This is a genomic window from Flexivirga sp. (genome assembly GCF_035551235.1).
GTDB lineage: Bacteria > Actinomycetota > Actinomycetes > Actinomycetales > Dermatophilaceae > Flexivirga.
Window position 1 is genome coordinate 1 of record NZ_DASZNO010000041.1, and the last position, 21,225, is coordinate 21,225.

A 21,225-nucleotide genomic window follows, 5' to 3' on the forward strand; every position below is an offset into this window, starting at 1 on the left:
CGGCGAACTTGCCCTTGAAGGTCATGAGGTGGTCGGTGGCGATGGAGCCCGTGATGGCGATCTGCACGGGAAGAACCTACCTGCCCGGACGGGCGCACGGTCCACCGCGGCACTCGCCGCAGCCGGGTCACCTGGAGGGTACGCATGTGCGAGCGGCCCCGCCACCAGTGGTGGCGGGGCCGCTCGGGGGCTCGGCGTGGGGCTGGCTCAGCTGAAGCTGTCGCCGCAGGCGCAGGAGCTGCCGGCGTTCGGGTTGTCGATCGTGAAGCCCTGCTTCTCGATGGTGTCGGCGAAGTCGATCGTGGCGCCGTCCAGGTAGGGGGCGCTCATACGGTCGACGACGACCTCGACACCGTCGAAGTCGCGGACCAGGTCACCGTCGAGGGTGCGCTCGTCGAAGTAGAGCTGGTAGATCAGGCCGGAGCAGCCGCCGGGCTGCACGCCCACGCGCAGTCGCAGGTCGTCGCGGCCCTCTTGTTCGAGCAGGCTCTTGACCTTCGATGCGGCGACGTCGGTGACGGCGACGTTGTGGGTCTCGGTGGTCGAGGAAGCGTTGGTGTCGACGCTCATTGCATCAAGTCCTTCTCGTTGCGGTCGAACGGGTGGTGATCAGCTGCGACAACACAGTGCTTCCCGTTCTTGTTCCCGTCCAGCGTACGACCTTCTCATCAGCTTGCCGACCAGGTCCCCGCCAGTCGGCGTGCCAGTGCCGCGAGCGCCGCCCGCTTGTCGGGGTCGACGCGGCGGCGCATGGCGTGCGGGTCGACCAGCGAGTATGCCGCGGACGCGCCCAGCGACATCGTTTCGCGGCGTCCGAGGTCGACGTGTTCGGCCAGCACGATGGCCGGTGTCGCATCGGCAGCGGCGGCTCGGACGGTGGTCGCCACGGTGTCGTCATCGAGGTTGCGCCAGTCGAGAACCTCCGTCGCGACGACGACGAGGTCGGCGTTCGCGATGTGACGTTGCAGACCGACCGCCTCGGCGAAGACGTCGGCGCCCGGCACCAGTCGCGCGCCCAGGGCGGCCAACGCGAAACCGACTCCCCCGCCGGCACCGCTGCCCGCATCGCTGTCGAGCCGGTGAACCTTGCCGGTCAACAGGTCCTTGCGCGTGGGCAGCAGCCGGCGCACCTGGTCAGCGAATTCGCCGATCCGCCGCTCGTTGTCCTGCGCCTCCTGCCTGGTCCAGCCCAGCGTCTCGACCGCGGACGCCGACGCTCCCTTGAGGCCGACCAGCGCCATGTCCTCGCGGTATGCCGCAACGACCTGCACGGTCCGCAGGATCTCGTTCGCTCGCGGCACCGCAACGGCGAGGTCGTCGCTGCCACCGAGAGCACGCAACAGGCCCGCACCGCCGTCGACGCCACCCGACTCGCCGACGCCGACCACGATCCGCCGAGCACCGTCCGTGACTGCATTTGCGAGTGCGGAACCGAGCGGCGCGGAGTCCCCGTCCCGGGTGAGTGCCGCTCCGTCCAGGTATGCGACCCCGTGCTGCCACAGCGACCAATCGGTCTGCGGTGTCTGCGGATCCGCATCCAGAGCGTGTGACAAGGCGTCGACGAAACCCCTACCACCGGAGGAGAACGGCAGGGCCGTCACCTCGGTGTGTGGTTGCCGCGCGCTCCAGCCCTGCGCGATCGCGGCCGTGATGTCGACGGCGGAGAGTTCCTCCCAGTGGTCACCGCAGATCAGAACATGCACTACCGGCTCATCTCTTTCACCGCACCATTGTGACTGCGGTACTTCGCGTTCAACGAAGCAGTAGTCGCGCTCCCCCGACCAGGCAGCCGATCGACAGCAGCAGCATCAGCGTCCACCAAGCGCCACCTGGAACGCGAGTGATCCGCCCGAGCTGATCGGGATCGGAGTGCCGCGCCATACCGGCCCGTCGGCTCCGCTGTAGGTCGACCAATGACCAAGGACCCGCGAGCAGCAGGAACGAGCCGATCAGCTGCGCCACTCCGGTCTGCGCCGTGGGGTCGAGCCACCGGGTGACGGCGAAGAGCACCACGCCGCTGACCAGCACGACCCACAACCCGTAGAGGTTGCGAATCTGCAGCAGCAGCAACACCAGCGCGATCAGCAGGAGCCAGAGGGTCGCGATGGCATGCCCCGTGTGCACGCCGACGCCGACCAGCAGTCCGAGCAGGGACGGCCCGACATATCCGGCGAGCAGGGTCAGCACCATGCCGGCACCTGCGGGCCGCCCCCGGGAAACCGTCAGCCCGGAACTGTCCGAATGCAGTCGTATGCCGGAAAGACGCCGACCGACGAGCAGCGCGACGACGCCGTGTGCGCCCTCGTGCACCACCGTGACGAGGTGTCGTGTCATTCGCCATACGGGAGCCCAGGCGATGCACAGCACGGCGAGCAGCGCCAGCAGCACCGTGACGCGCTGGTCCGGCGCCGGCGTCGTCGCGGTCGCGCGCTCCCACCAGTCACCCACACCGGCCGCAACGCCCGGCCGTCGGGATCCGTTCCGGCGCCAGGATGCTCAGGGGTCGACGGTGCTCAGCCAGAGGTCGGCGTACCGGCGTGCGTCGACCTCGAGCGCGACGTCGACCATGGCATCGGCGCGACCGTGCGGATCGTGGGCCAGGTCGCCGCTCCAGTCGCGGACGTCCACGATCGTCCGCCCACGCGACCAGGTGCCGGTGAGCTCCACCCGCACCGGCAGCGCCGTCGTGCCGATGCCATCCGGGTCGATGACCGCGCACACTGCTCCGGCGTCACCGATCGTCGCTTGCTCGGATCCGAAGCGTTCACACTGGAATTCGATCAGCTCTCCGGCAAGGCGTGCCGTGTCGCCGCCGGACGCGATCAGTTCTTTCGCCTGGGCGCGGGTGACCGTCGGGTCGTAGAAGACATCCAGTCCGTACATCGTCACCGGTATGCCGCGCTCGGCCGCCACGTCCAGGACGATCGCCGTCGCCTCGGGGTCGTGGAAGACGTTGAACTCCGCCGAGGCTGTGGCATTGCCGCGCTGGGCCGCGCCACCCATGAAGACGATCCGCCCCAGACCGCGCAACGCCTCCGGATAGGTACGTGCCAGCAGCGCGATATTGGTCATCGGCGCGGTCGGCACCAGGGTGATCGGTTCGGTGGCAGCGCCCAGGACGTCTCGCAACAACTCCACCGCATGGCGCGGGTCCGGGTCGCGCTGCGTGTGCACCCAGCCCAGGTCGCCCATCCCGTCGTCGCCGTGCACGTGGCGCGCATGCACCGCCCGCTCGATGAGCGGACGCTGGGCGCCGCGAGCGACCACGACATCTTCACGACCGGCAATCTCCAGCACTGCCAGTGTGTTTCGGGTGACCTGATCGACATCGGTGTTGCCGCCGACGCACGTCACCGCTCGCAGGTCCACGGTGGGATCGAGTGCTGCGAGCAGCAGGGCGCACGCGTCGTCGACGCCGGTGTCGACGTCCATGATGACCGGAGTCTTCTGCATCTCTCGACCGTAGCGCGGCAGTTCGATATACGGCTCGTCCCTCACCGCTACCGGTGAGCTGCGCGTACGACGTCAGCGCAGCAGCTGACCATCCGGACCGACGGCCGGGTTGTTCGCCTGCGGGACCCGCTCGGCCGGCGCGATGTCACCGGGCGCGGTGCCGTCGCCGAACGGTGAACCACCCAGCGACTCACGGCCGTGCGCCGTCCGCCAACCGGAAAGGTCGGGGCCGAGCGGGACGATGCCGGTCGGGTTCACGTCGCGATGCACCTCGTAGTAGTGCCGCTTGATCTGCACGAAGTCGACGGTGTCGCCGAAGCCCGGCGTCTGGAACAGGTCCCGGGCGTAGGCCCACAGGGTCGGCAACTCGGTCAGCTTGGACCGGTTGCACTTGAAGTGCCCGTGGTACACGGGGTCGAAGCGCACCAGCGTGGTGAAGAGCCGGATGTCGGCGACCGTCAGGTGCTCCCCCATCAGGTAGCGCTGCGACGACAGCCGCTCCTCCAGCCAGTCGAGCGCGGTGAAGAGCCGCTCGTATGCCGCATCATACGCCTCCTGCGTGCCGGCGAAGCCGCATCGGTAGACGCCGTTGTTGACCTCCGTGTAGATGCGTTTCATCACCGGCGCCATCTCGTCGCGCAGGTCGACCGGCCACAGGTCCGGCGCGCCCTCGCGGTGGAACTGCGTCCACTCGGTGACGAAATCCAGTGTCATCTGGGCGAAGTCGTTGGTGACGACGCCTCCGGTCGGCACGTCCACGACCGCCGGCACCGTGATGCCCCGCGGGTAGCCGGGGAAGCGCTTGTCGTAGGCGTCCTTCAGCCGCGGGATGCGCAGCACCGGATCCAGCCCGCCCTCATCGAGGTCGAAGGTCCAGCTGTCCGAGTCGTGCGTCGGACCGCACAGCCCGAGCGAGATCGCGTCCTCCAGGCCGAGCAGCCGGCGCATCATGATCGCCCGGCTGGCCCACGGACAGGCTCGTGCCGCGACCAGTCGGTAGCGTCCGGGTTCGACCGGCCACTCCTCGCTGTCCCGGGTGATGCGGTCGTTGATGTACCGCGTATCGCGCTCGAATGTGGGTTCGACGTAGCTGCCCTGTGCCATGTGTCGACGTTACCCTCCGCCGACCGGACTACTTAGCCTCGGCGAGCCTCGCCAGCAGCAGCGCCTCCGCGAGGCAGACGCGCTCGAACTCGCCCAGGTGCAGGCTCTCGTTGGCGCCGTGCGCACGTGTGTCGGGATCCTCGACACCGGTGACCAGGATCGCCGCGTCGGGGAACTTCTCGGCGAACGCCGCCACGAACGGGATCGACCCGCCGACGCCGATGTCCACCGGCTCGGTGCCGTCCCAGGCGTCCCGGAACGAGGAGCGGGCGGCGGTGTAGATCGGGCCGTCGGCATCGGCGTCGAAGCCGGCGCCCTCGTCGTCGAGGGTGATCTCGACCTGCGCACCCCAGGGCGCGTTGTCGGCCAGGTGCTTGCGCAGCAGGTCGTATGCCGCCCGCGGGTTCTCCGACGGCGCGATGCGCATGGAGACCTTCGCGCGGGCGCTCGGCACGAGCGTGTTGGAGGCGACATCGACAGCCGGAGCGTCGATGCCGATGGTGGTGATCGCGGGGCGGGTCCACAGTTGGGACAGGAACGGACCGGTGCCCATGACCTGCACACCGTCCAGCAGCCCGCTCTCCTCGCGCAGTCGGGCCTCGTCGAAGTCCAGGTCCGCGGCGTCACCACTCACCAGACCGGCGACAGCGACGTCGCCCTTCTCGTCGTGCAGGGACGCGAGCAGCCGGATCAGCGCCGTGAGCGCGTCCGGGACGGGTCCGCCATACATTCCCGAGTGCACGCTGTGGTCGAGCGTGCGCACCGAGACGACCACCCGGATCATGCCGCGCAGCGAGGTCGTGAGTGCGGGCACGCCGATCTTCCAGTTGGACGAGTCGGCCAGCACGATCGCATCGGCTGCGAGCTTGTCGCCGTGACGCTCCAGAATCGTTGCGAGCGAATCGGATCCGACTTCTTCCTCGCCCTCGACGAACACATTGACGCCACATGGCGGGTGACCGTTGTGTGCCCGCAGGGCCGCGATGTGGGCCATCACACCGGCCTTGTCGTCGGCAGCTCCGCGACCGTAGAGCCGGCCGTCACGCTCGGTCGGCTCGAACGGCGCGCTGTGCCAATCCTTGTCCTCACCGGGCGGCTGCACGTCGTGGTGCGCATAGAGGGTGATCGTCGGCGCACCGTCCGGTGCCGCCAGCCGGCCGATCACCGCGGGCCGGCCCCCCTCACGCACGATCTCGACCTCCAGTCCCTCGTCACGCAGCAGCTGCGCGACGGCCTCCGCACTTTCGTCGACGTGGGACTGGTCGAAGGAATCGAGCGACACGCTCGGGATCCGCGTCAGTGCCTCGAGGTCGGCACGTATGGCGGGCATCAGCCCCTGCACGGTGGCGCTGAGACTGGACTGGTCCTGTGGAGTGTTGTCGGTCACGCGGCCACGCTAGCGCCCCGTACACTGGACAGCGTGTTCGGCCGCAACAAGACCCTGACAGAGTCCGATTCTTCCGCTGAGGCGTTGACCTCCCAGTCGACCCACGAGTCCACCGCGGAGGTGTCGGCCGCTGGACAGACCCCCAAGAAGGGACGGCCGACCCCGACCCGCAAGGAGCGCGAGGCCGCCCGTCGGAAGCCTCTCGTGCCGGTGGACCGCAAGGCCGCCAAGCGCGAGTCGCGCGAGGACGCCCGCAAGGCGCGCATCGAGCAGCGTGAGGCCTTCGCCCGCGGCGACGAGAAGGCGCTGCCGCCGCGCGACAAGGGACCGGTCAAGGGCTTCATCCGCGACTACGTCGACTCACGCCGCAACTTCGGCGAGATCCTGCTGCCGCTGATGCTGATCGTGCTGGTGCTGACGATCCTGCCCAACCGCACGCTGCAGATGTCGGCGTTCTTCCTGGTCTGGCTGGTGGTCCTCCTCGGCATCATCGACGCCACGCTCATGGTGCGCCGGATCAAGGCCGAGATCCGCGAGCGCTTCCACACCGAGCCGCCGCGGGGCACCGCGTCATACGCCGTGATGCGGGCGTTCCAGCTGCGCGCCGGCCGCCGCCCCGGACCCCGGGTCAAGCGCGGCGACAAGATCTGAGGCTCTCCGGGACGACCGCACTTCGATGGGGTCAGCCTCCGTCGGAAAGCACCATCGGGCCGTAGACCGCGGCATCGTCGTGATGCAACGTCACCGCGGCGACACCAGCGGCGAAGAGCGACCGCCACTGCTCCCCGAGCCAGCTCTCGGCGTCACTCTGTGTCGGGAAACGCGTCGTCACCAACTGCGCACCGCTCATCGCGGCACCGCGCGCGTCCTCGTAGGTCCAGTGCCAGCCATCGCTCATGTGCGGAACCCTAGCCACCATCGGTGACACCGTCACGGCCTCATCACGCGAAGAACCCACTGCACTCCCCCGAAGGGTGCAGTGGGTTTCGCGGACCCGGTGACCAAACCGGGTGGATTCGTTAAGCGGACTTCACCTCGCTGTGCGTCATCCGCCAGATGCCGACGATCATCGGCAGTGCGAGCCAGATCACGAGCGACACGAACAGCTTCGGCCAGTCGTCGGCATGCATCGATCCGTCATACAGCGGGGACAGCGTGCGGTTGGTGTCCGCCCACTTGGCCACCGACTCCGACCAGGAGAAGCTGCCCAGGATCGACCAGAGCGTCGGCAGGATCAGGAACGCGACGATCGCGCCGGGTGTGTTCTGGATCAGCATGCCGAAGGCGACCCCGATCGACATGTAGAGCAACTGGCCGACGACGACACCGAGCAGCACCTGCCAGCCGAGGCTCCACGAGGGGTCCCCGCCACGCAGCGCACCGGCCAGGGCGGTGAATGCGACAGCGGAGACCAGCGCGAGCACCACACCCGCGACGCCCAGGACGAGCGCGGCCGTCCACTTGGCGTAGGCGACGCGCGCCCGGCGCGGCTCGAGGGTGAAGGTGACCAGACCGGTCCGCTGGGACCACTCCGACGTCACCGCCAGCACACCGAGCAGCGGCAACACCATCTGCAGCGGCAGGGAGGCGAGTGCCAGGAAGTCGGTCAGGTCCTTGTCCTGATCGGCCTTCCCGCTGAACACCCCGATGAGTCCGATCGCGATAACGAGGGCGGCGACCACCAGCACCAGCACGCGACCGGCACGAGTGTCGGTCAGCTTGCGCAGCTCGAGCGAGATCAGTCGAGTGAACGGTATGCCGGAGTCGGCACCGTCCAACCGCGACGGCATCTGAACGTCCTTCTCCTTGATGGATGTAGCGGTACTCATGCGGCCACTCCCTCCCTGGCGTCGTCGGCGGTGAGCTGCAGGAACATCTCCTCCAGCCCGGCGGACCCGGCCGCGCGCAACTCGGTCAGGATGACCTCCTGCTGCAGCGCGAGCCGGCCCACCACGCGCGGCTCGGCATCGGTGTGGATGCCGCCGCCGTTCACCGGCGCCGCCTGGAAACCGCCGACCTCCAAGGCGGTTGCCAGGCGTGCGTCGTCGTCGCTGCGGACGGTGGTGCCGGCGGCGGACATCAGCTCCGCCTTCGTCCCGTCGGCGACGATCTTTCCCCGCCCGATGACCACGAGATGATCTGCGACGACCTCGATCTCGTGCAGCAGGTGGGAGGACAGCAGCACGGTGCCGCCCTCGTCGGCGAAGCCACGCAACAGACTGCGCATCCAGCGGATGCCGGCCGGGTCGAGCCCGTTGGCCGGCTCGTCCAGGATCAGCACGCGCGGGTCCCCCAGCAGCGCGTGCGCGATGCCCAGGCGCTGGCGCATGCCGAGCGAATAGTTGCGCAACCGACGCCGCGACTCCGCCGGTGTCAGACCGACCAGCTCCAGCATCTCGTCGACCCGGGTGCGGTCCAGGCCCATCATGATCGCGCCGAGCGTCAGGATCTCGCGGCCGGTGCGGCCGTTGTGCTGCGCCGACGCGTCGAGCAGGACGCCCACCTGCCGGCCCGGGTTGCCCAGTGCGGCATACGGCCTGCCGAGCACCGTGGCGACACCCGCGCTGGGCGGCGTCAGACCGCAGATCATCCGCATGCACGTCGACTTCCCGGCGCCGTTGGGTCCGAGGAATCCGGTCACGGTCCCGGGGCGCACCTGGAACGACACGTCGTCGACCGCGACATACGGTCCGTAGCGGCGAGTGAGGTTTTCGACTTCGATCATGGTGACAACCCTGCCGGGGAGCACGGTCCGCCCACATCGGCCGCAGGACTGAACCCGCCTCCTACTTTGGTATGGCGTTCGCGAGTCTCATGGCTCTGCTGCAGCAGCCACCCGGCCCCTTACGCTGGCGGTCGTGACCCTCGCCCTGCCCGGCATCAGCCGCCGTCGCCACGTCTGGGGTGAGGTATGGCGTGAGCTCGCGGCCGTCGCTCTCGGCGGCCTGCTGCTGGCTGCGCAGATCGGCGACGATGTCCGGGGCTACCACGATCCGGGGAGCTGGATCGCGTTCGACGTCGCGATCGGTGCCGGCGCGCTGGTGCTGCTGCTGTGGCGCCGCCGGTGGCCGTTCGGCGTATGCGTGGTGCTGACCGCGCTGTCCGCCTTCTCCGTCGTCTCCGCGGCCGCCTCCTGCCTGGCGCTCATCTCGTTGGCGACCCACCGCCGGTGGCGACCGACCCTGTTGTGCTGCGCCGAGGCGCTGGTCGCCGGTTATTTCTTCGAGCTGTTCTTCCCCGGTCAACAGGACGACGGCGTCGGCGAGTGGATCACGACCACCGTCATCGGCGTGCTCGCCGTCGCGCTGTGTGTGGCGATCGGCTGGGCCATCGGAGCGCGGCGGCTCCTCGTCGCGAACCTGCGCACCCAGCTCGCGGTCGCCGAGGACCGCCAGCACCTGCGGGTCGAGCAGGCCAAGGTCGCCGAACGCGCCCGCATCGCGCGCGAGATGCACGACGTGCTGGCGCACCGGATCTCAGTGGTGGCAATGCATTCCGGCGCTCTCGCCTACCGCACCGACCTGTCGCAGGAGGAGTTGCACGAGTCGACGGCGATCATCCGGGACAACGCGCACGCAGCCCTCACCGAGTTGCGCGAGGTTCTCGGCGTGCTGCGCGACCCGACGGCGGCACCGCTGCGCCCGGACGCGCCACAACCCACTCTGGGCGACCTGCCGGCACTGGTCGCGGCGCTCGAATCGACTGATGGGCCAATTGAACTCAGCGTTCCCGGCGACCTGACCGGGCTCACCGAGCTGACGTCCCGCAACGCCTACCGCATCGTCCAGGAGGGCCTGACCAACCGCCGCAAGCACGCGCCCGGCAAGCCGATGTCGATCGTTCTCGCGCACGAGGAGGATGACCTTCGGCTGACCATGCGCAACGGCATGCCGGACGTCGCCCCGGGCGGGAGCGAGCTGCCCGACTCCGGTCTGGGCCTGGTCGGTGCGACCGAGCGAGCGGAACTCGTCGGCGGGGAACTGAGGTCGGGACGTGACCGGGCCGGCGATTTCGTTGTCCGCGCGCGACTACCGTGGCCCCGTGACGACTCCTGACGCCCCGCCGATCCGGGTCCTGCTGGTCGATGACGACGCCCTCGTGCGCGCCGGCCTGCGGTTGATCCTGCGCGGTGCCCCCGACATCGAGGTCCTGCCCGACGACCCCGCGGACGGAGCGGCCGGCGTCCAGGCGGCTCGCACACAGCGACCCGACGTCATCCTGATGGACATCCGGATGCCCGGCACCGACGGCATCGAAGCGACGAGAACTATTGTCGCGCAAGGTGATTCACCGCAGGTGATCGTGCTGACCACCTTTGATTCCGACGATCTGATCGTGCAGGCGCTGCGCGCCGGAGCAAGCGGTTTCCTGCTCAAGGACACCCCACCGGAACGACTCGTGGATGCGGTGCGCGCAGTCGTCGCGGGCGATCCCATCCTGTCGCCGAGCGTCACCCGTCAGCTGGTCGAGAAGGTCACCGGAGCGCCACCGAGCGGGTATGCCGCAGCGCGCGACCGGCTGGCCGCGCTGACCCAGCGCGAGCTGGAGGTCGCCGAACTCGTGGGCCACGGCCTATCGAACGCCGACATCGCGCGCCGGCTCTACATGAGCGTGCCGACCGTGAAGGCGCACGTGTCACGGGTGCTCACCAAGCTCGACGCGGACAACCGCGTGCAGGTCGCGATCCTCGTGCACGACGCCCGCCAGGACTGAGACGCCCGGCAGGCGAACGCCCGCACGACGACGACCGCCCCGGAGCCAGGCACGCGGGAACGAAGTGACGCGTGCCTGGCTCCGGGCGCGAGGAGTCGGGCGAAAAGGATCAGTCGACCTCGGTCTGCACGAACGGCGGCTTCACCACAACTGCCGGCAGTTCCCGGCCGCGCACGTCGATGACGACCTCGTCGCCCTCCTTGGTGCCGCGGTCCATCAGCGCGATCGCGATGCCGACCTTCAGGGTCGGTGACATGGTGCCGGAGGTGACCTCGCCGATCACGGTGCCGTCGGCGTTCTTGACGTCGCAGTGCGCGCGCGGGATGCCCCGGCCGGTGGCCTTCAGGCCCCAGGTCAGCCGGTAGCCACCGGCCTCCTTCTGGGCAGCGAGAGCTTCCTTGCCCCAGAACGCGTCCTTGGTGCGGCCGACCGCCCAGCCGGCGCGCGCCATGTTCGGGGTGATCTCCATCGACAGCTCGTTGCCGTGCAGCGGGTAGCCCATCTCGGTGCGCAGGGTGTCGCGCGCGCCGAGGCCGCATGGCAGTCCGTCATACGGCTTCATCGCCTCGACGAGCGCGTCCCACAACGCCGGTGTGTCGTCCCAGCGCGGGACGAGCTCGAAGCCCTTCTCACCGGTGTAACCCGAGCGCAGCACGATGACCTCGCGGCCCTCCCACTGCGCGACACCGAACGACATGTAGTCCAGGTCGGTCGGCAGCCCGAGTGCCTCGACGACCTCCGGGGCCTTCGGACCCTGCACGGCGATGATGCCGAATTCCATGTGCTGGTCGGTGATTTCGAGGCCCGCCGGCGCCTTCTCCTGCATCCGACGCACCACCTCGGCGGTGTTGGCCGCATTTGGCACGAGGAACACCTCGTCGTCGGACTTGAGGTACTGGATGAGGTCGTCGACCACGCCGGCGGTCGCATCGTCGAGGCACATCGTGTACTGCGCCTTCGGCGGGGCGACCTTGCGCAGGTCGTTCGTGAAGCAGCGGTTCACGAAGTCCGCCGCACCATCGCCACGCACCAGCGCCTTGCCCAAATGGGACACATCGAAGATGCCGACCCGCTCCCGCACCGCGGTGTGCTCACGCAGGACCCCGCCGCCGGGATATTCGATCGGCATCTGCCAGCCACCGAAATCGGCCAGCTTGGCACCGAGTGCGACATGGCGATCGTGCAAGGGGGACGTCTTCTGTTCCGCGGTCATGCGACGCACCGTAGCGCGCTGCTGAGGGCGTATCGTCGCCGGAGTCCAACCCTGGAGTAGCGCGGCCCGCCGAGTCGCGGCCCGGGCTGGCTACGGCAGCTGATCGTAGGAGTACACGTATGCCGCGAGGTCGGCGCGGGTCACCTCCTCCCCGGCGCCGAAACTCGTCGCGCCGTCAGCAGGTATCACCGCATTGCGCACGACCCAGGCGACGGCCTCCGCGTCGTCGGCGGGCACGTCGTCATACCTCGTCGTCACCCGGGTGGCCGGCGAGCCGGCCAGCTTCCACAGCGACCGGGCGGCATCGAGCCGCAGCATCGCCGCCTGAGGGTGATCGGGGTCACCGACCCGAGCGTGCGGATCGTAGGCGCGCAGCACGGCGGCCCATTCGCCGCGAGACGTCGCGCGGTCCGGGTGATACCGGTGCTGGGCGTCGCCGAGGTCGTCGACGGAGTGCAGCCACTGGATCGCGTTGTACTGCGGGCGGTCCGGTGCCACGTCGCGGTAGACCGGCGGCCATGAAATGGCGTGCAGATCATCCAGGACGATCGAACCCGAACCGGCCCCGGAGCCGTCGTCAGCGGCGTTCACATAGATGTTGAACTGGGTGACGTCGGCCAGATCGGCGGCTGTCAGCCGGCGCCCGGCATGTGCGGTGTCCCAGGGTGCGGGCCGCCAGTCGGCGAACGGGATGGTCAGCGCGTATGGCGTGTCGCCCGCCAGCGACGGATACGCCTCGTACGCGACTCCACCGGCCACGAGTTGCAGGACCAGCTTGTTGTGGGAGGCGTCCGGGTCGACCCACAACCGGAAGGCGGAGAACTTCGACCAGTCCGTGCCCAGTTGCTTACCGATCCCGGTGTACGACTGGTGGGCGAAGGAGTAGGAGAAACGCAGCGCCTTCTGGCCGGAGCCGACCGGACCGCCGTCGCTCGCCCTCGACAACGAGATCGTGTTCGCGTTGTAGGGGACGTATTCGGTGCGCAGCGCCGCGTCGTCGCCGTAGCTCTCGAAGTCGTCGACCACGCCGGGAACCGGCCGCGGACGTGGCCCGAGCAACACCGTGCTCGGCACCGCCATGACTTCCTTCCCGCCGGAGATCACGTGCAGGGTGAGTCCGCGCGAGGAGTTGTCGAGCTCGTCGGCCGGGATGTCCCACGTGCCGGTCCACCACAACTGGCCGGGTGCCGGTGGGCTGAGCTCGATGGTCTGGTCCGACCCGTCGACCGAGACGTAGACCCGTTCGGCGTCGACGCCGGTGACCGAGGCACGGATCGTCTCCGGCCCGTCGGCGACCCGGGCACCGTCGGCCGGGCTCGCGAGGTGGGCGGTGGGTCGCGCGGGCACCGCTGTCGTCGATGTGTCGTAGACACCGTGCAGATCGGTGGCGAACACGGTGAACGGGTCATCGTGGAACGCCCGGAAGTCGGGCAGCATCTCGCCGTCGACCGGGGTGTACGGCGTCGTCGATCCGCCGTAGTTCGCCCAGGTCAGCAGGTAGGAGATCCGGGCCGCGGACGGGTCGGCCTTGATCGCGTTCAGGACGTCGGTGTACCAGGTGACGTCCTTGTTCTGTCCGTCCGGGCGCACGCCGCCGTTCAGCCCGAACTCGGTGAATGCGCAGATCTTGCCCCGCTGGGCCGCCTGGTCGGCGATCATGCCGAGGTCTGCCGTCATACCGGACAGGTAGGACGACGAGGCGCCGCTGTCGTCGTAGCTGTCCACGCCGAGCACGTCGACGAAGTCGTCACCGGGGTAGGTGCGCAAGTAGCGTGCGGTGTCGCCGCCGAAGCCGCCACCGGGCGAGAAGGCGTAGAGGAAGTTGTGCACGCCCTTCACATCGCGCAGGTACTCGACGGTGAAGCGGTAGAGCTCGCGGTATTCCCCCGGCGTTCCGAAGGCCGCGCCCCACCAGAACCAGGACCCCGCGTTCTCGTGCCACGGCCGGAAGATGATCGGTATCGGTGTGCCGTCCGGGGCGATCGCGTGCTGAGCGGTGTAGGCGATCCGATCCAGGTAGGCGACCAGGGCTGCGTGGTGCGACCCGCCGGGCAGGACCGCACGCAGCGCATCGCCCGACGTGTCATAGAAGTCGTTGCCGGTGACGAGGTTCTCCATGTGAACGGTCATCGTGCTGATGGCGCCGACGTCGTGCGCATGCTGTATGTCGGTGGCGAGCTCGGCCGCCTTCTGCTGTCGCTGGTCGGCGGACATCCCGGTCCGCTCGAGCGTGTCGAAGCCGATCACGGCCGGGTAGTCGCCGGTCGCCGCGCGAACGTCCGAGGAGGTCCCGTCGGGCTGCGTGAAGGACTCGCCGGACAGCAGATCCTCCTGGTGCCCGAAGAGAGTTCCCTTGCCGCCGATATCGCGCAGGTAAGCGAACACGCTGCGGGTGGCCGGCGTGGCGTCCGGGTCGGCCAGATCGACCGGCGCGCCCGCAGCCGCCGCGGCCTGCCCGACCGAGGACCGCATGTCGGCCCGCGCAGCGGCCCGGGCACCCGCCGGCACCAACGTCGCCAGGCAGAGGCTCAGCACCAGGATGAGCGATGCGCGCAGCCGTCGGCGGCTCCGAGCAGTGGTGGTGGTCATCGCTGACCTTCCTGTCGGGACGGTGCAGCGAGCAGATCGTCGCGGAGCGCCCGCGCAACGGTGGGCGCGAGGGGCAGCCGCGGGCTGAGCGTGCACTGCAGGGCGTGATAGAGATCCGGCTTGCCGGACCAGACGGTCCGGGCCGGCCGGTTGGCAATGTCCAGCTCGTGCCACCAGGACCCGCCGGCCCGGTCCAGCAGGTGGCGCTCGGCGCAGTCCCACCAGGTGGCATACCACCTGGCGTAGCGGTCCTGCCCGGTGCGCGTGTGCAATGCGGCGGCGGCAGCGATCGCCTCGGCGACCACCCAGTGCATCCGTTCACGGACGACGGGCCTGCCCTCCCAGTCCGTGGTGTAGACGAAGCCGTCGGCTCCGTCCACTGCCCAGGCGTCCGCGACGGCACGGTCGAAGAGCAGCACCGCGGTGTCGACCAGCTCCGGGGACGGCTCCGTGGCGGCCTCCAGCTGGAGCAGCAGTCGCGACCACTCCAGTCCGTGCCCCGGTGTCGCCCCGAACGGTTTGAAGGCGTCGCGCGGTGTGTCCCGGTTGAGGTCGAGGTCGGCGCTCCACCGGGCATCGAAGTGCTCGGGCAGCCGCCCGTCGTACTTCGCCGCGAGTTCGACGGCGAAGCCGGCCATCCGGCTCGCCCGAGCCCGCCATACAGCGCTGTCGTCGGTGCGGCCACCCGCGTGTGCCTCCAGTGCATCGGCGACCGCCAGGGCGGCCTCGACCGAATGCATGGTGGCATTGAGCCCGCGGTAGTCCTCCGGCCTGCTGAACGCGCGGTCCCAGGAGTCGCGAGGCAGCCCGGCCTCCTCATCCCAGAACCGTTCGGAGTAGACGGCCGTGGCCTCCGCGAGCAGACCGTCGGCGCCGGGCCGCTCGGCGAGCAGTGCGCTCGACGCGGCCAGGAGCACGAAAGCGTGGTCGTAGCAACGCTTTCCGGCGTCGACCAGCGGCTTGCCGGCCGGGTCGAGACCGTGGAACCAACCGCCATCGGTGGTGTCGCGCAACGGTCCGGTGAGGCCTGCCAGCGCAGCGTCGGCCACCGGTGCACTCCCGGGGATCCCCAGCAGGACGCCGAGCGAGTGGACGTGCACCGTCCGGCTGGTGATCCACGTGCGGACGCCCTGGCGGGAATCGGGCTGCCCGAACTCGTCGAGGTAGGCGGTGCCGCCCTCGGGCAGGTGGGCTCGCCGCCCGAATGCGAGGAGCCGCAAGCTCTCCTGCTCCAGCCACGATCGATGCGTGGCCTGTTCGGTCCACGGGGTCACCGCTTCTCCCCCGCATACATCAGCAGGTCGTTGGCGCTGCGGACCGTATCGGCGAACTCGCTGGGGTCGACGTCGACGGCCGACGTCACATCGAAGGTGACGCTCTCTCCCGGGAGGAGCGTCACCATGCCGCGGTCGACCCGCGCCTCGGGGTCGACCCTGTCGACATGGCAGAACAGGTCCCGCACGTAGGACGTCGCGGTGATCGTGACCGCGTAACCCCCGGCGCGCCGCACAGCCTGTGCCGTGACCGGCTTGGGGTCCAGGGACTGGGCCACCACCTCGGCAGCGTTCCAGAAGGCGGGAGCGAAACCGGCGGCGTCCCCCGTGGTGGCGACGACGACCTCGGCCGCGGGATCGGTGAAGTTTGCGATCTCCTCGGGGAGGAGGACGCTCGCCGTTCCCCGTGCCGGGATCGAGACCGGCATCGAGGTTTCCGCGAGCACCTCACCGGCGAAGGTACGCCGGGTCAGCGTGAAACTGCCCGCGAACGGCTCGGCCGTGTCGTTGACCAGGACAAGCGCCGTCCGATCCGCCTCGGGTTCGGCACCCTCCCACGCGGCGGCGATCGCCGCCTCGGAGGGGCGGGGCTGGAACGTCGCCAGCCGTGGTGCGTATGACGCCCGCAACGCGTGCCACAACGGCTTGCGATGACCGTCGAAATCAACCGCCGCCCAGGACACGACCGGCCAGTTGTCGTTGAGTTGCCACAGGATCGTGCCCGTGTTGTGCGGGGTCAGGGAACGGAAGTGCTCCACGCCGAAGCGGACCGCCTGGGCCTGGTTGAGCTGCGTGGTCCAGTGCCAGTCCTCGATCGTGGCGGGGTCCGGCAGGTGGCCCTGCCAGCCCCGCTCGAGCTTCTGGTTGCCGAGGTTGGCCTTCTGGTGGACGAGCATCTGCGGGCCGAACGGCGTGAGCGGCTCGTCGTGCACGACCCGGGCCAGCGTGGACCAGGCCGGCGGTGCCTGGAAGCCGAACTCGGAGACGAACCGCGACCGGTAGTCGCGGTAGACGGTGTAGTCGACGCGATTCCACACGTCCCAGATGTGCATGGTGCCGTACCGCTCGTCGTTGGGGTGGCGGTAGTCCCCGAACGAGTACGGGCTCGCGGGCGAGTAGAAGCGGGTCGGGTCGAGCTCTGCCAGCAGGGTCGGCAGCAGGGTGCGGTAGTACCAGTCACCCCAGCCGCGACCGGCGAGCTGCTGCTGCCAGCCCCAGTCGACCGAGCCCCAGGTGTTCTCGTTGTTGCCGTTCCACACCACCAGGGACGGGTGCGGTGTCAATCGGGTGATGTTCTCCCGGGCCTCGGCCTCGATCTCCGCGCGCATGGCGGCTTCCTCGCTGTATGCCGCACAGGCGAACGCGAAGTCCTGCCAGACCAGCAGGCCGCGCTCGTCGGCCAGGTCGTAGAAGTCGTCGGATTCGTAGATGCCGCCGCCCCAGACACGGACCAGGTTGCAGTTGGCCTCCAGCGCATCGTCGAGGCGAGCGCGGTACCGCTGCCGATCGATCTCGGTCAGGAAGGCGTGGTCGGGTATCCAGTTGACGCCACGGACCAGCACGGGTTCGCCGTTCACGCGAAGGGTGAAGCCGGCGCCGCCCTCGTCCGGACTCGTGTCGACGTCGACGGTGCGGAAACCGACCCGGCCGGACCAAGCGGCCTCGCCGGCGCGAACCTCGACGCCATACAACGGCTGATCGCCGTGGCCGACTGGCCACCAGAGTCGCGCCTGAGGCACCCGAGTCTCGATGACGACCGAGGTCCGGCCCGCGGGCACGGTGCCCGTCGCGCGCACGGCCGGCTGACCGTCCGGCGCGGAGACGACGACCTCCACCGGCACGGCGGCGGTCGTCGTCCCGTCCCGCTCGATGTCCACGTGGACGCTCAGCACGCCGTCACCGTCATCGACCCCGACCAGCGGACGGACGGCGGCCACGCGGACACCCGACCACGAGTCGAGGCCGATCGGTCGCCAGATGCCGGCGCCGGCGACGTCGATACCCCAGTCCCAGCCGAAGCTGCACGCCATCTTGCGCAGCTGGTTGTACTCGTGGTGGTTGACGCGCGGCAGGGCGCCGAACTGCTCCGCACGGGCCTGCGACGCGGGCACCGGCGGCGCGAAGGTCACGCTCAGGGTGTTCTCCCCCGGTCGCAGCGCGCCACGGGCATCGAACCGGTAGGAGCGGTGCATGTTCTCGGTCTCGCCGAGCACCCGGCCGTTGAGCTCCACCGTGGCAAGGGTGTCGAGGCCCAGCGCCACCAGATCGTGTCGATCCGTTGACCCCGGTTCCCACTGGAAGGTCGTCTCGTAACGCCAGGAGGTGTCGCCGATCCATTGCTGGGCGGCCTCGTTGTCGCCGTCGAACGGGTCGTCGATGATGCGGGCTCGGTACAGATCGACATGGATCTCTCCGGGAACCATCGCCGGGACGGGGGCATCGTCGAGCAGGCCCGCCGGGACTGACCCGGGGTCCACGGCTGTGACGGTCCAGCCGTCGTGCAGCGGCCGGAACGTGTTGGGGACGTGGGTCATGCGCTGGTCCTCTCCTGGGAAGCTCGGTCCTGGGTGGGCATTCCGGCCCGTTCCCACTGACCCGAGAAGTGGTTGAAGCACCTCGAGTTGTCGATGAGGGTGCGATCGATCGTCTGTCCGGAATCCACCCGCCCCAGCCGCTCTGGGTCGGGCGCGGCCTGTGCGAGCAATCTGGTGTAGTCGTGGTGCGGGTCGAGGATCACGGCATCCGACGGCCCGCGCTCCACGACCCGCCCGCGGTAGAGCACGACGATCTCGTCGGAGAAATGCCGTGCGGTCGCCAGGTCGTGGGTGATGTAGAGCACCGCGAGCTGGTCCTCGCGCTGCAGTCGGCCGAGCAGGTTCAGGACGCCCAGGCGGATGGAGACGTCGAGCATCGAGACCGGCTCGTCGGCGATCAGGACCTTCGCGTCGGGCGCGAGGGCGCGAGCGATGGCGACCCGCTGCCGCTGTCCCCCCGACAGTTCGTGCGGTCGTCGAGGGGCCATCTGCTCGGCCGGTGTCAGATTGACCCGCTCCAGCATCTGCAGCACCCGCTCACGCGTCTGCGCCGCACCTCGTGTGCGCCCGTGGATCCGCAACGGTCGGGCGATGTGGTGCTCGATGGTGTGGAACGGGTTCAATGACGCGAACGGATCCTGGAAGACCATCTGGACCTGCCGGCGATACATCGAACCGACCACCGGTGTGCGGTCGGCGAGCCGCACATCCACCGTTCCTGCGGTCGGTGTTTCCATCCTCGTCAGGATCTTGGCGATGGTCGACTTGCCCGATCCGGACTCACCCACCAGGGCGACGGTCCGCCCGGGCAGCAGTTCGAAACTGACATGGTCGACCGCACGCATCCGAGTGCGTCGTACGCCGGAGCGAACCGTGTAGTCCTTGACCAGATCGGTCACGTGCAGCGTGGTCATGAGTACTCCTTGACGGACGGCACCGTCTCGACGCCGGTACGGATGAAGGCACCACGCTCGCCCGACAGACTCGGAAAGGATCCGAGCAGCTTGCGCGTGTACGGGTGCTGTGCGTGCTGATAAAGGTGCTCGGCGGAGTCGAGTTCGACGATCTCTCCAGCAAGCATGACCGCGATGCGATCGCTGATCTCCAGCAGCAGCGGCAGGTCGTGCGTGATGAACACGACCGCGAAGCCGAGTTCATCGCGGAGCCGGACGATCTCCTGGAGGATCTCCCGTTGGACGACGACGTCGAGCGCGGTCGTCGGCTCGTCCATGATCATGATCTGCGGCTCGAGCAGCATCGCCATGGCGATCATCACTCGTTGCCGCATACCGCCGGACAGCTCGTGCGGGTAGGAGCCGAGCCGGCGCGGGTCGACGCCGACCCGCTCGAGCACCTCCTGCGAACGCTGCCGGATCTGCGCACGGGACATGCCGGGGCGGTGGGTGCGCAGGGTGTCCTTCAGCTGTGCCTGCACCGTCGTCACCGGGTTGAGGGCGTTCATGGCGCCCTGGAACACCATCGACATCTTGTCCCAGCGGAACACTCGCAACTGCGACTCCCGCAACGCGAGGATGTCGATGTCGTCACCCGATCGATCGTGGAAGGTGACCCGGCCTGACGAGATCCGCGCCGGCGGGCGGTGCAGCCGGTTGATGGCATACGCCAAAGTTGTTTTGCCACAGCCGGATTCGCCGGCAAGGCCGAGGATCTCACCGCGGTGCAGGGTGAGGTTGACGTTCTGGACCGCGGCCACCGGCTGTTCCACCTCGTAGAGCACGCTGAGGTCCTCCACGGTGAGTACGGCGGATCCGCTGTCGGGGTGTGCCTGCTGACTCATCGGACCTCCTCCTTGGCGTCCACGTCGGTGTCGAGTGCGGTGTTGTGTGCGTCGTCGAGTGCGATGTCGGGTGCGTCGTCGGGTGCGTCGTCGGGTGCGTCGTCTCGGGCGGATTCGACGCGGCCGTTCGACGTGCCGGATGTCTCGGGGCCCGGGGAGTCGCAGCTGCCGGCCCGGCGGCGCTCCAGCCTCGCGGCGCGCTTGGCGAGCTTGCGGTGCCGGCGAAGGTTCTTCAGCCGGGGGTTGATGATCTCGTCGATCGAGAAGTTGATCAGCGACATGCCCATCCCGAACAGCGCGATGATGAGGCCGGGCGGGACGAACCACCACCAGGCGCCGAGGGAGAGCGCGAAACCGTTCTGCGCGTAGTACAGCATCGTGCCGAGCGTCGCGGAGTTCGAGGCGCCGAGACCGATGAACGACAGCCCTGCCTCGCCCAGGATGGCCGCGATCACGGCGAAGACGAACTGCGACGCCAGCACCGGCAGCAGGTTCGGCAGGATCTCCACGACGATCACCCGCCAGGGCTTCTCACCGGAGGTCTGCGCGGCCGCCACGTAGTCGCGGTGGCGCACCGACAGGGTCTGGGCGCGCAGTACGCGCGCCGATGCCGCCCAGCTGGTCACGGCGAGAACGACGGCGATGGTCCACAGGCCACGACTCGACTGCGGCACGAAGCCCGAGATCACGATCACCAGGGGCAGGCCCGGGATGACCAGGAAGACGTTCGACAGCAGCGAGAACACTTCGTCGATGAAGCCGCCCCGGTAGGCGCCGTAGATCCCGAAGAACGCCGAGAGCACCGTGGCGAGGATTCCGACGAGGACGCCGATCTCCAACGATCCCCGGGTGGCGTAGGCGAGCTGGGCGAGGACGTCCTGGCCGGTGTTGGTGGTGCCGAGCAGGAAACTGCCGGACGGTGCGCGGAGGCCCATGTCGCGGATCTGGTCGGGATCGCCGACCAGGAACGGCCCGAGTATGCCGAACAGCGCGATCGAGCCGACGAGCGTCATACCCAACGCCAACCACGGTGTCATCGTCGGAAGCAGCGAGCTGCGCCGTTTCTCGGTGACCGGATGCGGGCCTGCCTCGGCGGGCAACTGGTCGGCTGCCGCTGCCATCGCAGCGCCGTCGCCGGGGTTCATAGTGCTCATTCGAGT

19 protein-coding genes are annotated in these 21,225 nt (G+C 69.0%); 3 read left to right on the forward strand and 16 right to left on the reverse strand.

Going from position 1 to position 21,225, the window contains the following annotated elements:
- Positions 1–207: 207 nt before the first annotated feature.
- From erpA to VG502_RS14815, 6 genes are all read right to left on the reverse strand, one after another.
- Complete coding sequence (gene erpA / locus VG502_RS14790) at positions 208–570, reverse strand: iron-sulfur cluster insertion protein ErpA (protein WP_325550838.1); 363 nt, start codon at positions 568–570, stop codon at positions 208–210.
- Between the two features lie 98 nt (positions 571–668).
- Positions 669–1,703, reverse strand: coding sequence for a glycerate kinase (locus VG502_RS14795; protein WP_325550839.1), 1,035 nt, complete (start codon positions 1,701–1,703; stop codon positions 669–671).
- A gap of 49 nt (positions 1,704–1,752) precedes the next feature.
- On the reverse strand, positions 1,753–2,448 hold the full coding sequence (locus VG502_RS14800; RefSeq protein ID WP_325550840.1) for a M50 family metallopeptidase: 696 nt from the start codon (positions 2,446–2,448) through the stop codon (positions 1,753–1,755).
- A 48-nt stretch (positions 2,449–2,496) separates the two neighbouring features.
- Entirely contained in the window at positions 2,497–3,453 is a 957-nt protein-coding gene (locus VG502_RS14805) for a nucleoside hydrolase (RefSeq protein ID WP_325550841.1), read from the reverse strand.
- 72 nt (positions 3,454–3,525) lie between these two features.
- The gene (locus VG502_RS14810) at positions 3,526–4,557 is read right to left on the reverse strand and encodes a glutathione S-transferase family protein (protein ID WP_325550842.1); all 1,032 of its coding nucleotides are present in this window, start codon (positions 4,555–4,557) and stop codon (positions 3,526–3,528) included.
- A gap of 28 nt (positions 4,558–4,585) precedes the next feature.
- Positions 4,586–5,944 (reverse strand): dipeptidase, encoded by a 1,359-nt coding sequence (locus VG502_RS14815; RefSeq protein WP_325550843.1) that lies wholly within the window; start codon positions 5,942–5,944, stop codon positions 4,586–4,588.
- An 84-nt stretch (positions 5,945–6,028) separates the two neighbouring features.
- Here VG502_RS14815 and VG502_RS14820 point away from each other — a divergent pair, with 84 nt between their 5' ends.
- Entirely contained in the window at positions 6,029–6,595 is a 567-nt protein-coding gene (locus VG502_RS14820; protein WP_325550844.1) for a DUF3043 domain-containing protein, read from the forward strand.
- Between the two features lie 31 nt (positions 6,596–6,626).
- Here the strand turns inward: VG502_RS14820 and VG502_RS14825 are convergent, their stop codons facing one another.
- The 3 genes from VG502_RS14825 to VG502_RS14835 all read right to left on the reverse strand — a co-directional run bounded on the left by VG502_RS14825 (position 6,627) and on the right by VG502_RS14835 (position 8,669).
- On the reverse strand, positions 6,627–6,842 hold the full coding sequence (locus tag VG502_RS14825; RefSeq protein ID WP_325550845.1) for a hypothetical protein: 216 nt from the start codon (positions 6,840–6,842) through the stop codon (positions 6,627–6,629).
- A gap of 121 nt (positions 6,843–6,963) precedes the next feature.
- A complete protein-coding gene (locus VG502_RS14830) occupies positions 6,964–7,773 on the reverse strand; it encodes an ABC-2 transporter permease (protein ID WP_325550846.1) in 810 nt (269 codons plus the stop codon).
- Positions 7,770–8,669, reverse strand: coding sequence for an ABC transporter ATP-binding protein (locus tag VG502_RS14835; RefSeq protein ID WP_325550847.1), 900 nt, complete (start codon positions 8,667–8,669; stop codon positions 7,770–7,772). Before VG502_RS14835 ends, VG502_RS14830 begins: the two co-directional genes overlap by 4 nt.
- Positions 8,670–8,802: 133 nt before the next feature.
- Here VG502_RS14835 and VG502_RS14840 point away from each other — a divergent pair, with 133 nt between their 5' ends.
- The gene (locus VG502_RS14840) at positions 8,803–9,999 is read left to right on the forward strand and encodes a sensor histidine kinase (protein ID WP_325550848.1); all 1,197 of its coding nucleotides are present in this window, start codon (positions 8,803–8,805) and stop codon (positions 9,997–9,999) included.
- Complete coding sequence (locus tag VG502_RS14845; protein WP_325550849.1) at positions 9,986–10,657, forward strand: response regulator transcription factor; 672 nt, start codon at positions 9,986–9,988, stop codon at positions 10,655–10,657. Before VG502_RS14840 ends, VG502_RS14845 begins: the two co-directional genes overlap by 14 nt.
- A gap of 109 nt (positions 10,658–10,766) precedes the next feature.
- Here the strand turns inward: VG502_RS14845 and gcvT are convergent, their stop codons facing one another.
- From gcvT to VG502_RS14880, 7 genes are all read right to left on the reverse strand, one after another.
- Complete coding sequence (gcvT, locus tag VG502_RS14850) at positions 10,767–11,870, reverse strand: glycine cleavage system aminomethyltransferase GcvT (protein WP_325550850.1); 1,104 nt, start codon at positions 11,868–11,870, stop codon at positions 10,767–10,769.
- A 90-nt stretch (positions 11,871–11,960) separates the two neighbouring features.
- Positions 11,961–14,459, reverse strand: coding sequence for a glycosyl hydrolase (locus tag VG502_RS14855; RefSeq protein ID WP_325550851.1), 2,499 nt, complete (start codon positions 14,457–14,459; stop codon positions 11,961–11,963).
- On the reverse strand, positions 14,456–15,733 hold the full coding sequence (locus VG502_RS14860) for an AGE family epimerase/isomerase (RefSeq protein ID WP_325550852.1): 1,278 nt from the start codon (positions 15,731–15,733) through the stop codon (positions 14,456–14,458). The genes VG502_RS14855 and VG502_RS14860 overlap by 4 nt, the downstream gene beginning before the upstream one ends.
- Complete coding sequence (locus VG502_RS14865; protein ID WP_325550853.1) at positions 15,730–18,267, reverse strand: glycoside hydrolase family 2 protein; 2,538 nt, start codon at positions 18,265–18,267, stop codon at positions 15,730–15,732. The genes VG502_RS14860 and VG502_RS14865 overlap by 4 nt, the downstream gene beginning before the upstream one ends.
- A complete protein-coding gene (locus tag VG502_RS14870) occupies positions 18,264–19,181 on the reverse strand; it encodes an ABC transporter ATP-binding protein (protein ID WP_325550854.1) in 918 nt (305 codons plus the stop codon). Before VG502_RS14870 ends, VG502_RS14865 begins: the two co-directional genes overlap by 4 nt.
- Positions 19,178–20,065 carry an ABC transporter ATP-binding protein gene (locus VG502_RS14875; RefSeq protein WP_325550855.1) on the reverse strand — a complete coding sequence of 296 codons (888 nt, stop codon included), beginning with the start codon at positions 20,063–20,065 and terminating at the stop codon, positions 19,178–19,180. Before VG502_RS14875 ends, VG502_RS14870 begins: the two co-directional genes overlap by 4 nt.
- Complete coding sequence (locus VG502_RS14880; RefSeq protein ID WP_325550856.1) at positions 20,062–21,219, reverse strand: ABC transporter permease; 1,158 nt, start codon at positions 21,217–21,219, stop codon at positions 20,062–20,064. The genes VG502_RS14875 and VG502_RS14880 overlap by 4 nt, the downstream gene beginning before the upstream one ends.
- Positions 21,220–21,225: the final 6 nt, after the last annotated feature.